A 12,139-nucleotide genomic window follows, 5' to 3' on the forward strand; every position below is an offset into this window, starting at 1 on the left:
TCCCCCTCCCCTTGCAGGGGAGGATTTGGCGGCAGCTTGCAAAGCTTCTCGTCCGGGCCGATGTCGCCCGCCATGCCCACACCCGCCAAGATCTGCGGCCTGACCACCGCCGCCACCCTCGACGCCGCCATTGCCGGCGGCGCGAGCCATGTCGGCTTCGTCTTCTTTCCCCCATCCCCGCGCAACCTGTCGCCCGATCAGGCCGCCGGCCTCGCTGCACGAACACCGGCGTCGGTCCGCAAGGTCGGCGTCTTCGTCGATCCTGACGACGCGCTGGTCGATCACGCGGTGACGACCGCCCGGCTCGACGCCCTGCAACTCCACGCCACCGCGCCTGACCGCGTCGCCGCCCTCCGCCGCCGCATCGGCCGCGAGATCTGGGCCGCCGTCGCGATCAAGACCCGCGCCGATCTCGACACCGCCCGCGCCTACACGGATGCAGCCGACCGCATCCTCTATGACGCCAAGACACCGCCCGGCGCGGCGCTGCCCGGCGGCATGGGGCTACGGTTCGACTGGTCGCTGCTCGACGGGTTCCGGCATCCGCTGCCCTGGGCGCTGTCGGGCGGGCTCGATCCCGCCAACGTCGCCGAGGCGATCCGCCGCACCGGTGCGCCGCTGGTCGACGTGTCGTCGGGCGTGGAAAGCGCGCCGGGCGTCAAGGATGTGGACAAGATCGCCGCCTTCCTTAAAGCCACCGCGGCATGAACGCCCCCAATTCCTTCCGCAACCAGCCTCCCACGGGAGCGAACAGCTTCCGGCAGCAACCGGACTCGCGCGGCCATTTCGGCCAGTTCGGCGGCCGCTTCGTCGCCGAGACGCTGATGCCGCTGGTCCTCGACCTCGACCGCGAATATCGCGCGGCGAAGGCCGATCCCGCCTTCCGCGCCGAGTTCGACGACCTGCTCGAACATTATGTCGGCCGCCCCAGCCCGCTTTACCACGCCGAGCGGCTGTCCGATGCGCTGCGTACCGGCGCACCGGCGGGGATGGGCGCGCAGGTCTGGTTCAAGCGCGACGAGCTGAACCACACCGGCGCGCACAAGATCAACAACTGCATTGGCCAGATCCTGCTCGCGATCCGTATGGGCAAGACGCGGATCATCGCCGAAACCGGCGCCGGCCAGCACGGCGTCGCGACCGCGGCGGTCTGCGCCCGCTTCGGCCTGCCCTGCGTCATCTATATGGGCGCCAAGGACGTCGAGCGGCAGCAGCCCAACGTGTTCCGCATGAAGCTGCTCGGCGCGGAGGTGCGACCCGTCACCAGCGGCGCGGCGACCCTGTCGGACGCGATGAACGAGGGCCTGCGCGACTGGGTCGCGAACGTCCACGACACCTTCTACATCATCGGCACCGCCGCCGGCCCGCATCCCTATCCGGAACTGGTCCGCGATTTCCAGAGCGTGATCGGGCGCGAGGCGCGCGAGCAGATGCTGGCGCGCACCGGCCGCCTGCCCGACATGCTCGTCGCCGCGATCGGCGGCGGGTCGAACGCCATCGGGCTGTTCCACCCCTTCCTCGACGACCCGTCGGTGGCGATGCTGGGCGTCGAGGCGGCGGGGCACGGATTGGGCGGCAGCGAACATGCCGCCAGTCTCGCAGGCGGCTTTCCCGGCATCCTCCACGGCAACAAGACCTACCTGCTCCAGGATGAGGACGGGCAGATCGCCGAGGGCCACTCAATTTCCGCGGGCCTCGACTATCCCGGCATCGGGCCGGAACATGCCTGGCTGCGCGACATCGGCCGCGTCGAATATGACAGCGCCACCGATGCCGAGGCACTCGACGCGTTCCAGCTGCTCTGCCGGACCGAGGGGATCATTCCCGCGCTCGAACCCGCCCACGCCATCGCCGCCGTCGCCCGCCGTGCGCGGACGATGCGCGCCGACCAGATCATCCTGGCGAACCTGTGCGGGCGCGGCGACAAGGACATCTTCACGGTCGCGAATGCGCTGGGGGTGGCGATATGAGCGCTACGCTCCGTCATCTTACACAGCCCCTCGCCCGTCGTCCCAGCGCAGGCAACGGTGATGCGGCCAACCCCCTCGCCTGTCCTACATCCCGTCGATGGGCTATCCGTCCAGCCATGTCCCGCCCCGCCCATCTCGCCACCTGTGCCCGCTCCTGCCGCATTCAGCGTCGGAACCGGACACGCGAGGGGGGGTGTAGTGTCCGGTTCCCGCGCGAGGACGCCGCATGACCGCCCGACTCGCCGCCGCCTTTGCCCCGAACCGCCCCGCCCTGATCGCTTTCGTCACCGCCGGTGATCCCTCGCCCGCGGCCACGCCCGCGATCCTCGATGCGATCGTCGCAGGGGGCGCGGACGTGATCGAGCTGGGCATGCCCTTCACCGATCCGATGGCGGACGGCCCGGCGATCCAGAACGCCAATATCCGCAGCCTCGCTGCCGGCACCCGCACCGCCGACGTGCTGGCGATCGCGAAGGATTTCCGCGCGCGCCATCCTGAGGTGCCGCTGGTGCTGATGGGCTATGCCAACCCGATGGTCCGGCGCGGCGCCGAGTGGTTCGCAGCGGAAGCGGCAGAGGCCGGGGTTGACGGGGTGATCTGCGTCGATATCCCGCCCGAGGAGGACGACGCGCTCGGCCCCCAACTTCGCGCCCACGACATAGCCCCGATCCGGCTGGCGACGCCGACGACCCATGAGGCGCGGCTGGCGCAGGTGCTGGATGGCGCCGGCGGGTTCCTCTATTACGTCTCGGTCGCCGGCATCACCGGGCTGCAACAGGCCGCTACCGGATCGATCGAGGATGCGGTCGCCCGATTGAAGGCGACGACCGAGCTGCCGGTCGCGGTTGGTTTCGGCATCCGCACCCCCGATCAGGCCGCCGCCGTCGCGCGCGTCGCGGACGGCGTGGTCGTGGGCTCCGCGATCGTCGACCTCGTCGCGCAGCATGGCGGCGCGCCTGCTCCGATCGAAGCGTTCGTCCGCAGCCTCGCCGACGCCGTCGCGACCGCCCGCCAAGGAGTAACCGCATGACCTGGCTGAACAGCGTTCGCAACGCCCTCGCCTTCCGCACCAAGAAGGAGACGCCCGACAATCTCTGGCACAAGTGCAAGGGCTGCGGGCAGATGATCTTCACGCGCGAGCTGGAGGAGAATCTCTACGTCTGCCCGAAATGCGAGCATCACGAGCGGATCGGGCCCAAGATCCGCTTCGACCAGATGCTGGACGAGGGCAGCTGCCAGCTGCTCCCCGCGCCCAAGGTACCCGAAGACCCGCTGAAATTCCGCGATTCGAAGAAATACGCCGATCGGATCAAGGCGGCGCGCACCGCTACGGCCGAGCCCGACGCCCTCCTGAACGCGCGCGGCACGATCCTGGGTCACCGCGTCGTGATGGGCGTGCAGGACTTCGCCTTCATGGGCGGATCGATGGGCCTTGCCGTCGGCGAGGCGTTCGTGCGCGGCGTGGAGGCGGCGATCGCCGACCGATGCCCCTACCTGATCTTCACCGCCGCCGGTGGCGCGCGGATGCAGGAGGGTATCCTCAGCCTGATGCAGATGCCGCGTTCGACGGTCGCGATCCAGATGCTGCACGATGCCGGCCTGCCCTATATCGTCGTGCTGACCGACCCCACCACTGGGGGCGTCACCGCCAGCTACGCGATGCTGGGCGACATCCAGATCGCCGAGCCCGGCGCGCTGATCGGCTTCGCCGGGCAGCGGGTGATCGAGAGCACGATCCGCGAGAAGCTGCCCGAGGGATTCCAGCGCGCCGAGTATCTGCTCGACCACGGCATGCTCGACATGGTCGTCCACCGCCGCGACCTGCGCGAGCGGCTGGGGCAGGTGATCGGTTACCTCTGCGGGCAGCGCGCGGCGGCTTAGGAACATCCCCTCATGCCGGGCCTGTCCCAGCATGACGAAGGGGGATGAGCCAACCGACCGGAGACACCGATGCCAGACCACGCCGTCTCGTCCTCGCCCGCGGTGCAGGCACAGCTCGACCGGCTGGATGCGCTGTCGCCGGGCGCCGACGTGCTGGGGCTGGAGCGGATCGCGCGGCTGCTCGCCCGGCTCGGCGACCCGCATCTGGCGTTGCCACCGGTGTTCCACGTCGCCGGCACCAACGGCAAGGGATCGACCTGCGCCTTTCTGCGCGCCGCGATCGAGGCGGCGGGGCATTCGGTCCATGTCTATTCCAGTCCACACCTCGTCCGCTTCAACGAGCGTATCCGGCTGGCCGGGCGGCTGATCGCGGACGATGAGCTGGCAGCCCTGCTGTCCGAGGTGCTCGACGTCGCGGACGGGATCGGCCCCAGCTTCTTCGAGGTGACGACCGCCGCCGCCTTCCTCGCTTTCGCCCGCACCCCTGCCGCCGCCACGATCGTCGAGGTCGGGCTGGGCGGGCGGCTCGACGCGACCAACGTCGTCATGGCCCCCGCCGTGACCGGCATCGCTGCGCTCGGCATCGATCATCAGGCTTTTCTGGGCCGGTCCGCCACGGCGATCGCCGGCGAGAAGGCGGGGATCGCCAAGCCGGGCGTACCGCTGGTCACGATGGACTATCCCCGGCCGGTGCGTGACCGGATCGCGACGGTCGCCGCCGGCGCCGGCGCTCCCCTGCTGGCCCGCGGCCGTGACTGGAACAGCGAGACGGCACGCTCGACCGTCTGCTACACCGATCCCGGCTTCTCGGTCGTCACCGGCCGACCGCGACTGGTCGGCGCGCACCAGTCGCGCAACCTTGCGCTCGCCATCGCCATGCTGCGCCATCAGGGCGCACTTTCCATTCCGGAGGCTGCGATGCGCGCCGCAGCGGACTGGGCGACCTGGCCGGCGCGGATGCAGCGGCTGTCGCCCGGTCCGCTGGTCGATACCCTGCCGGACGGGTCCGAACTGTGGCTCGACGGGGCGCACAACCCCTCTGCCGCCGCGCCTGTCGCCCATGCGCTGCGCCGCATCCGGCAAGGCCGGCCGGTGGTGCTGGTCCTGGGCATGCTCGCCAACAAGGACGCGGCCGGGCTCCTGCGCCGTCTCGCCGCCTCGGTTGACCGGGTCGTGACGGTGCCCGTCCCCGGCCACGACCATCATCCCCCCGCCGCGCTGGCCGCGATCGCCCGCGCGCATGACCTGCCGGCGAGCATGGCGGAGTCGGTCGCCACGGCGCTCGCCACCGTCGATCAGCCGTCGGTATGCCTGGTCGCCGGCTCGCTCTACATGGCCGGCGACGTCCTTGCCGCCAATGGCGAGGCACCGGTCTAAGCGACTGATCCGGCACGCTGTCACGATCCATCTCTATTGCTATTGACTTGCAATAACCAACGCGCGACGGTGGGGCATGGCCACTGAAAGGCGTGTGATGACCGAGACGCTCACCCTGCTTCCCCATGCCCTGCCGCACTGCCCCAACGCCAGGCTCGCGCTGTTCGCGATTCGGCGGATGGGCGCGCACGGCCTCGCCGACGCGCGCGCGGCGCATGCGATGTTCACCGCCTTCGGCCAGGGCTTCCGCCGGCCGCTGGTGCTGATGCGTGCGATGATGACCGATCTGGCGACGCATGCCGCCGGCACCATCGCGATCGCGCCCTGCTGCTGCTCGCGCATGACCCCGGCCGAATCGGCGCTGCTCGCCGTGCTGGCGCGCGTCGAGACGGCGCCCGACAGCGCCCGGCTGCTGATGGCCGACCTGCTCGGCATCCGCCGGGTAGAGGCGACGCTGATGTCCGCGGCCGCGGTCAGCGCGGCCTTTGCCGACGAGGGGCGACCGGTCTGCTGCTAGACGGCGCCCGGCTGGCGCACCGTCTCCACCACGAACCCGCGCCGCCACAGCACCCACAGCAGCAGCAGCCCCGGCAGCGCGACGACCATGGTCAGCATCCAGAACCCCGGCCAGCCCAGCGCCTCTGCCGCATAGCCCGATGGCGTCGACAGCCAGGTCCGCCCCATCGCGGCGAAGGAAGACAGCAGCGCGAACTGCGTCGCGGTGTAGGCCAGGTTCGACAATCCCGAAAGATAGGTGACGAACACCGTCAGCCCGATGCCGCTCGTGACCTGCTCGGTCGCCACCGCGATCGTCAACCACAGGTTCGAATGGCCGTGCCATGCCAAGATGACGAACGCGAAGTTGCTGATCATCATCAGCACCCCCGAGACGAACAGCGCCCGTCCCATCCCCAGCCACGCCATGAACGGCGCCGCCAGCGCGGTGCCGACGATCAGTCCCCAGAAGCCGACGACCTTGTTGATCGCCAGGAACTCCGCGTCGCTGAAGCCCAGATCGACGATCATCGGGTTCAGCATCACCTGTCCCATCGCGTCGCCCAGCTTGTAGATCAGCACGAACAGCAGGATGAGGAGCGCACCGCGCCGCGCGAAGAACTCGCGGAACGGCCCGACCACCGTATCGCGCAGCCACGCGCTCATCCCCCGATCGCCGATCGACGAGAGCGCCCGTTCGTGCAGTCCCGGCCCCGCAAGCAGTGCGGCGATCACCGCCGGCACCAGGCACAGGCTAGTCAGGCCGTATCCCATCGCCCAGCCCAGGTTCAGCCCCTGCGGAGAGGCGATGGCGATAGTCCCTACACCGGCGGCGAAATTGCCGAGCCGGTATCCGAACTGGTTGTTCGCGGTGCCATGCGGCAGCTCGTCCTCGGGCAGGATCTCGATACGATAGGCGTCGATGACGATGTCCTGCGTTGCCGACAGAAACGCCGTTGCGATCGCCCAGAAGGCGAACACGCCCAGATGCCGCGCCGGATCGCTGGCGCCCAGCATCCACACCGCGACGAACAGCAGCGCCTGAACGAAGAACAGCCACGCCCGCCGCTGTCCGAACAGACCGGTCAGCACCGGCAGGCGCAGCCGGTCGATGAAGGGCGCCCAAAGGAATTTCAACGTGTAGGGCGTCGTCAGCCCGACCGCGAAGCCGATCGTCTTCTTGTCGATCCCCTCCCGCGCCAGCCAGAAGGTCATCGTCCCGAGCAGCAGCGTCAGCGGAAACCCGCTGGAGATGCCCAGCATCAGCGCCGCGAGCGGTCGCGGCCGGAGATAGGGAGCGAGCGTCGCGAGGAAACCGGGGCGGCGATCGGCAGCAGTATCGGACATGGCCCGAGCATAGCGGCGCGATCAGCTTAGGGAAGCGGCTGAAACCTGCTCAGACCGCCGGCTGGAAGAGCTGGAACCCCGGCGGCAATCGCTTCGGCGGCTTGCCCGTCAATCCCGATTCCAGCGCCCCGATCGCTGCCAGCAGGTCACGCTGCGCATAGGGTTTCGACAGGCACCCCGCCGCCAGCTCCACCGCCTCTGGCGGGAAGGCGCCGGTGACGAACAGCACCGGCACGTCGCGCCCCCGCGCCGCGCGAGCGACGTCCAGCCCCGACCCGTCGGCCAGGTTGACGTCGACCAGCACCAGGTCGATCGCCGTCCCGCCCTCCAGCAAGGTCACTGCATCGACGACGCGATCAACCGTTGCGACGATCTCGTAATCCGCATCGGACAGGACATGCTCGGTATCGAACGCGACCAGCGGCTCGTCCTCGACGACGAGGATGCGTGCGATCCTTCGCTTCTTCCTCCCGAACAACATGCGTGGTTTCCGTTCGTTACGCTTTCGTCCTGTAACGCACGCCCGGCCCGCGGGTCGCAAAAGTTTTTCACCTCGACGCAGAAACAGCTGTATTCGCCGCCCTATGAAGGAATCCAACGGATCGGACGGTGCCCGCGCCCATGGCGATCGCCCCGCCGGCGACCGCATCGCCAAGCTGCTCGCCCGCGCCGGCATCGCCTCCCGCCGCGAGATCGAGCGGATGATCGCCGAGGGGCGCATCGCGCTGAACGGCATCGCGCTCGACACGCCCGCGACGGTGCTGCGCTCGCTGAACGGCATCACCGTCGATGGGCAGCCGGTCGCGGCCCCTGCCGCAGCGCAGCTGTTCGTCTATCACAAGCCGCCTGGCCTGCTGGTGACCGAGCGCGATCCGGCGGGCCGCCCGACCATCTATGATCGCCTGCCCGCCGACCTGCCACGGCTGGTGCCGGTCGGCCGGCTCGATCTGGCGACCGAAGGGCTGCTGCTGCTGACCACCGATGGCGGGCTGAAGCGCCAGCTGGAACTGCCCGCGACCGGGGTCGAGCGCACCTATCGCGCCCGTGCTTATGGCGAGATCACCCAGGCGATGCTCGAGGAACTGATCGAGGGCTGCGAGATCGACGGCGTCCGCTATGGCTCGATCGACGCCAATCTGGAGCGGCGGACCGGTGCTAACGTCTGGATCGAGCTGACCCTGACCGAAGGCAAGAACCGCGAAGTGCGGCGCGTGCTCGAATATCTGGGGCTGCAGGTCAGCCGCCTGATCCGCACCCGCTATGGTCCGTTCATCCTCGGCGACCTGCCGGTGGGGGAGATCGGCGAAGTACGCCAGAACGACCTCGTCGCCTTTCGCCAGACGCTGGGGCCGCGCCGGCCAAAGGGGGCCGATCTGGGCGCGACGGTCGCGGTGACAGCGCGGGAAAAGGCACCGCCCCCGCCCCCGCCTGCACCGCCCGAGCGCCGCCCAGAGCGACCACGCCCCACAGCGGCGGCAGCCAAGCCCGCCCGAACCGCAAGCTGGGGCACCCACGCCCGGCCCAACGCGGCCCGATCCGTCGCTCGCCCGGCGGACGACGCGGCGGCTACGCCGTCCCGTGGCCGCCGCCCCCTCGCCAACGCGGGGCCGCGTGAGCGCAGCCCGCTCGCTTCAACCCGCGCTCCGCAGAGCGACCAACCGCGCGACGAGGCACCGCGCGGTCGCGCCGGCCGGACGCAGGGTGATCCCCGCGCCGATCGCCCCGCCCGCTCCTCCGGCCCCGCCAAGGGTCCGGCCGGCGGACGTGGTCATCCGCCGCGTGGCAGCAAGCCCTCCACGCGCGGTGGCAGTGGCGATAAGCCCTCGCCCACCGGCGGCAAGCCGCGCGGCGGCGGTCGGGGGCGCTAGGCGATGCGGGTCATTGCCGGTCAGTGGCGCGGCCGACCGCTGGTCGCGCCCAAGGGAGACGCCACCCGCCCCACCGCCGACCGCACGCGCGAGGCACTGTTCTCAATGCTCGCGAGCCGGCTGGGCAGTTTCGAGGATCTGGCGGTTGCCGATCTGTTCGCCGGGTCGGGCGCACTGGGGATCGAGGCGCTGTCGCGCGGCGCGGCGTCGTGCCTGTTCGTCGAGCAGGATCGCGCCGCGCTCGACGCGCTGAAGGCCAATCTGGCAAAGCTCGGCACGCGCGGCGATGTGCGTGCCACCTCGGTCATGGCGCTCGGCCCCGCCCCCGCGCCGCTCGACCTGGTGATGATGGACCCGCCCTATGGCACCGGCGCGGGCAGCGTTGCGCTCGACAAGCTGGCGCGGCTCGGCTGGATCGGCCCGGCCACCTGGGTCACGATCGAGACGGCCAAGCCCGAGGAGATCGCTGTCGAAGGCTTCACCGTCGACGCCACCCGCATCCACGGCAAGGCGCGGATCACGGTGCTGCGTCGATCGGAGTGACCCTGCCGGCGCGCGGCCGGACCCAGACCAGCGCGACCAGGCTCAACCCCGCCGCGGCGCTGAGATACCAGCCGACCGCCGCCAGCCCCTGCTCCATCGCCAGCCCCTGCGCGATCAGCGGCGTCAGCCCACCGCCAATCACGCCGGCCACGTTGAACGCGATCGACGCGCCGGTGTAGCGCACTCGCGCCGGGAACAGCGACGGCAACCACGCGCCGAGCGGACCATAGACGAACCCCATCGCCAGCAGCGTCAGCGACAGGAAGGCGAACGCCCCTGCCGCCGATCCGTCCATCAGCGGCTGGATCGTGAAGCCGACCAGGATCGTCGCGACGCATCCGCCCGCCAGCACCCGCCGCTCGTCCCAGCGATTGTCCGCCAGCCACGCCGCGGCGTAGATGCCGACCGCCATGAACAGGATCGCGCCCAGCTGCATCAGCAGGAACTGCTGCATGGTGAAGCCCAGCGTCTTGGTGCCATAGCCGAGCAGGAAGGCGGTGCCGACGTAATAGGCGGCGAAGCACGCGATCGCTCCCACCGTACCGGCCAGCGTCGCGCCCGCGTGACGGCCAAGCAGCTCGGCGATCGGCACAGCAGGCGGCGGCGATTCGGCGAGCGAGGCGGCGAACTCCGGCGTCTCGGTCAGCTTCAGTCGGATCCACAGGCCCAGGCCGACCAGCACCGCGCTGATCGCGAACGGCACGCGCCAGCCCCAGTCGCGGAACTCCGCCGGCGACAGCCACAGGCCGAGCAGCAGGAACAGCCCGTTTGCGGCGATGAACCCGGCGGGTGCGCCGAGTTGCGGCGCGCTGCCATAGCGTGCGCGCCAGCCGGGCGGCGCATGCTCGACCGCGAGCAGCGCCGCCCCGCCCCATTCGCCACCAAGGCCGAAACCCTGCCCGAAGCGCAGCACGCACAGCGCCACCGGCGCCACCCAGCCGGCGGTCGCATAGGTCGGCAGCACCGCGACCAGCGTCGTCGACACGCCCATCGTCAGCAGCGAGGCGACCAGCGTCGACTTCCGCCCGATCCGGTCGCCGAAATGGCCGAACACCAGGCTGCCCACCGGCCGCGCGAAGAACGCCACTGCCAGCGTCGCGAACGCCGCCAATTGCTGCGTACCGGGTGCACCGGTCGGGAAGAACAGCTGCCCGAACACCAAAGCCGCGGCGGTCGCGTAGACGTAGAAATCATAGAACTCGATGGTCGTGCCCACGAAACTGGCGAGCAGCACGCGGCGGTGCGATGGTGCGGACATCAGGATCCCTTCCCCGGATCCGCGGTCGTGACGGGCGTGGGCGGCGTGGTCAAGCGCGGCCGTCTGCGGGTGCGATTCGGCCCCGGTCGGCTGGAACCGGACACTACGTACCCCCTTCCGTGTCCGGTTCCACGCATGTCGCCGCGGCGATGGCGGATCGGCGGTTGGCGGACGACGCGGTCATGGCAGGATTTGTATCATGCCGGCCGGGTGTAGGACATGCGCCGGGCAGGCGGTGCGACACGTTCCCGTCTGGAGACCGCTGTTCCCGGCGGCTGGAGGCGAAAGCGATCGGCTTTACACCCGCCTTCCCTGAAGGGGGCGCCGCGAGAGCCTCACCGTCATGCCGGGCTCGTCCCGGCATGACGACGTGGGTTGGTTCAGGCCTAATGACCCTTCGCGTTGCGGGCCAAGATGGCCGACGACCGGGCTATGCTTCCGGAAACCGTGCGAATGTCGGCAGCGCGTCGAAATGCTCGAACCAGCCGGGCGCATCTGCGACCTGGATGCGAGCCTGGGGCGGCAGGGCGGCGGGATCGTCGAGCGTCGCCGTCTGGATGTCCACCTGTCCGGGAAAGATGCTCTCGTTGCGATAGAACAGCCCGGTCCCGCACGTCCCGCAGAACTGGCGGATCGTGCCGGGCGAGCTTTCGTAATCCTGCGGGCTACCGGTGATCGTCACCGCAGCCTGCGGGAACAGCGCCCAGCCGACCACATAGGCGCCGGCCGAGCGCGTGCACTCGGCGCAGTGGCACAGGCTCGCATGCGCGGGCTCGCCTTCCGCGTGCCAGCTGATCGCGCCGCAGCGGCAGTGGCCGGCATAGCTCATCTCGCATCCTCCCACAGACAGGTCGGGGCGATCCTATCGAACGCGGGCGGCACTGGCCATCGACGAAACGGCGGCGGGGCTTGGGTCCCGCCGCCGTCCCTCGTGCAGCCAGTCAGCGGCTGGCGGCGAGCTTTACCGGAGCGCCGGTGTTCAGCGCGGCGACCTGCACGTCGGCGTCGCGCATCATCTCGTCGCGGCAGCGCGTGGCGTCGTTTCCGCCCCGAGCACCCGCCAGCGTGGCGGCGCAGGCGCGGCGGACGGCACGGTCGATCCGGTTCTTCAGCGCGGCACGGCCGGCCGGATGGGCCAGGTTCAGGTCGGCATAGGCGATGCGCAGCTGCACCACCTCGCGGTTCGGATCCATGGCGAAGGCGGGCGCGGCGGCCGCGCAGGCGGACAGGGCCATCGCCGCGGCGATGGTCGAACGGATGACGGTCATTGATGATGCTCCCTCGGATTGCTGGGCCGGGGTGGCGGCGGTCTGTATCGTCGCTGCTCGCACCCGGCACGGTGCCGCTAGACGAGGATCGTTGCGGCTCCGCGACGATCGCGCGTCGGTTCGATGACGCCG

At 70.1% G+C, this 12,139-nt stretch carries 13 protein-coding genes; 8 read left to right on the forward strand and 5 right to left on the reverse strand.

What is annotated here, in order from left to right; translation table 11 throughout:
• The first annotated feature begins 72 nt into the window (after positions 1–72).
• The 6 genes from Q5H91_RS04850 (at position 73) to Q5H91_RS04875 (ending at position 5,745) form a co-directional block, all read left to right on the forward strand.
• On the forward strand, positions 73–708 hold the full coding sequence (locus tag Q5H91_RS04850) for a phosphoribosylanthranilate isomerase (RefSeq protein WP_305172088.1): 636 nt from the start codon (positions 73–75) through the stop codon (positions 706–708).
• Positions 705–1,970 carry a tryptophan synthase subunit beta gene (trpB, locus tag Q5H91_RS04855; RefSeq protein ID WP_305172089.1) on the forward strand — a complete coding sequence of 422 codons (1,266 nt, stop codon included), beginning with the start codon at positions 705–707 and terminating at the stop codon, positions 1,968–1,970. Before Q5H91_RS04850 ends, trpB begins: the two co-directional genes overlap by 4 nt.
• A 226-nt stretch (positions 1,971–2,196) precedes the next feature.
• Entirely contained in the window at positions 2,197–3,000 is an 804-nt protein-coding gene (trpA, locus tag Q5H91_RS04860; RefSeq protein WP_305172090.1) for a tryptophan synthase subunit alpha, read from the forward strand.
• A complete protein-coding gene (gene accD / locus Q5H91_RS04865) occupies positions 2,997–3,851 on the forward strand; it encodes an acetyl-CoA carboxylase, carboxyltransferase subunit beta (RefSeq protein ID WP_305172091.1) in 855 nt (284 codons plus the stop codon). Before trpA ends, accD begins: the two co-directional genes overlap by 4 nt.
• Before the next feature lie 69 nt (positions 3,852–3,920).
• The gene (locus Q5H91_RS04870; RefSeq protein ID WP_305172092.1) at positions 3,921–5,228 is read left to right on the forward strand and encodes a bifunctional folylpolyglutamate synthase/dihydrofolate synthase; all 1,308 of its coding nucleotides are present in this window, start codon (positions 3,921–3,923) and stop codon (positions 5,226–5,228) included.
• 97 nt (positions 5,229–5,325) lie between these two features.
• Positions 5,326–5,745: a DUF6628 family protein gene (locus Q5H91_RS04875; protein ID WP_305172093.1), complete on the forward strand. Its 420-nt coding sequence runs from the start codon at positions 5,326–5,328 to the stop codon at positions 5,743–5,745.
• Here Q5H91_RS04875 and Q5H91_RS04880 read toward each other — a convergent pair.
• Both Q5H91_RS04880 and Q5H91_RS04885 read right to left on the reverse strand, forming a co-directional pair.
• Positions 5,742–7,070 carry an AmpG family muropeptide MFS transporter gene (locus tag Q5H91_RS04880; protein WP_305172094.1) on the reverse strand — a complete coding sequence of 443 codons (1,329 nt, stop codon included), beginning with the start codon at positions 7,068–7,070 and terminating at the stop codon, positions 5,742–5,744. The genes Q5H91_RS04875 and Q5H91_RS04880 overlap by 4 nt on opposite strands.
• A gap of 49 nt (positions 7,071–7,119) precedes the next feature.
• Entirely contained in the window at positions 7,120–7,551 is a 432-nt protein-coding gene (locus Q5H91_RS04885) for a response regulator (RefSeq protein ID WP_305172095.1), read from the reverse strand.
• A 103-nt stretch (positions 7,552–7,654) separates the two neighbouring features.
• On the opposite strand from Q5H91_RS04885, the gene Q5H91_RS04890 reads away from it, so the two are divergent.
• Both Q5H91_RS04890 and rsmD read left to right on the forward strand, forming a co-directional pair.
• Positions 7,655–8,938, forward strand: a complete 1,284-nt coding sequence (locus tag Q5H91_RS04890) for a pseudouridine synthase (RefSeq protein ID WP_305172096.1) — start codon at positions 7,655–7,657, stop codon at positions 8,936–8,938.
• 3 nt (positions 8,939–8,941) lie between these two features.
• Complete coding sequence (gene rsmD / locus Q5H91_RS04895) at positions 8,942–9,481, forward strand: 16S rRNA (guanine(966)-N(2))-methyltransferase RsmD (protein WP_305172097.1); 540 nt, start codon at positions 8,942–8,944, stop codon at positions 9,479–9,481.
• Here the strand turns inward: rsmD and Q5H91_RS04900 are convergent.
• The 3 genes from Q5H91_RS04900 to Q5H91_RS04910 all read right to left on the reverse strand — a co-directional run bounded on the left by Q5H91_RS04900 (position 9,456) and on the right by Q5H91_RS04910 (position 12,007).
• On the reverse strand, positions 9,456–10,739 hold the full coding sequence (locus Q5H91_RS04900) for an MFS transporter (protein ID WP_305172098.1): 1,284 nt from the start codon (positions 10,737–10,739) through the stop codon (positions 9,456–9,458). The two genes, rsmD and Q5H91_RS04900, sit on opposite strands and share 26 nt — an antisense overlap.
• A 430-nt stretch (positions 10,740–11,169) precedes the next feature.
• Positions 11,170–11,568 carry a GFA family protein gene (locus Q5H91_RS04905; RefSeq protein WP_305172099.1) on the reverse strand — a complete coding sequence of 133 codons (399 nt, stop codon included), beginning with the start codon at positions 11,566–11,568 and terminating at the stop codon, positions 11,170–11,172.
• A gap of 112 nt (positions 11,569–11,680) precedes the next feature.
• Positions 11,681–12,007: a UrcA family protein gene (locus Q5H91_RS04910; protein ID WP_305172100.1), complete on the reverse strand. Its 327-nt coding sequence runs from the start codon at positions 12,005–12,007 to the stop codon at positions 11,681–11,683.
• Positions 12,008–12,139 lie beyond the last annotated feature (132 nt).

This window comes from Sphingomonas aurea (genome assembly GCF_030678875.1).
In the GTDB taxonomy this organism is placed as follows: domain Bacteria; phylum Pseudomonadota; class Alphaproteobacteria; order Sphingomonadales; family Sphingomonadaceae; genus Sphingomonas; species Sphingomonas aurea.

What these genes read in the sequence shown, in the direction of transcription:
- Q5H91_RS04850 (WP_305172088.1), top strand. Translation starts at nt 73, where the DNA reads ATGCCCACACCCGCCAAGATCTGCGGCCTGACCACCGCCGCCACCCTC.
- trpB (WP_305172089.1), top strand. Translation starts at nt 705, where the DNA reads ATGAACGCCCCCAATTCCTTCCGCAACCAGCCTCCCACGGGAGCGAAC.
- trpA (WP_305172090.1), top strand. Translation starts at nt 2,197, where the DNA reads ATGACCGCCCGACTCGCCGCCGCCTTTGCCCCGAACCGCCCCGCCCTG.
- accD (WP_305172091.1), top strand. Translation starts at nt 2,997, where the DNA reads ATGACCTGGCTGAACAGCGTTCGCAACGCCCTCGCCTTCCGCACCAAG.
- Q5H91_RS04870 (WP_305172092.1), top strand. Translation starts at nt 3,921, where the DNA reads ATGCCAGACCACGCCGTCTCGTCCTCGCCCGCGGTGCAGGCACAGCTC.
- Q5H91_RS04875 (WP_305172093.1), top strand. Translation starts at nt 5,326, where the DNA reads ATGACCGAGACGCTCACCCTGCTTCCCCATGCCCTGCCGCACTGCCCC.
- Q5H91_RS04880 (WP_305172094.1), bottom strand. Translation starts at nt 7,070, where the DNA reads ATGTCCGATACTGCTGCCGATCGCCGCCCCGGTTTCCTCGCGACGCTC.
- Q5H91_RS04885 (WP_305172095.1), bottom strand. Translation starts at nt 7,551, where the DNA reads ATGTTGTTCGGGAGGAAGAAGCGAAGGATCGCACGCATCCTCGTCGTC.
- Q5H91_RS04890 (WP_305172096.1), top strand. Translation starts at nt 7,655, where the DNA reads ATGAAGGAATCCAACGGATCGGACGGTGCCCGCGCCCATGGCGATCGC.
- rsmD (WP_305172097.1), top strand. Translation starts at nt 8,942, where the DNA reads ATGCGGGTCATTGCCGGTCAGTGGCGCGGCCGACCGCTGGTCGCGCCC.
- Q5H91_RS04900 (WP_305172098.1), bottom strand. Translation starts at nt 10,739, where the DNA reads ATGTCCGCACCATCGCACCGCCGCGTGCTGCTCGCCAGTTTCGTGGGC.
- Q5H91_RS04905 (WP_305172099.1), bottom strand. Translation starts at nt 11,568, where the DNA reads ATGAGCTATGCCGGCCACTGCCGCTGCGGCGCGATCAGCTGGCACGCG.
- Q5H91_RS04910 (WP_305172100.1), bottom strand. Translation starts at nt 12,007, where the DNA reads ATGACCGTCATCCGTTCGACCATCGCCGCGGCGATGGCCCTGTCCGCC.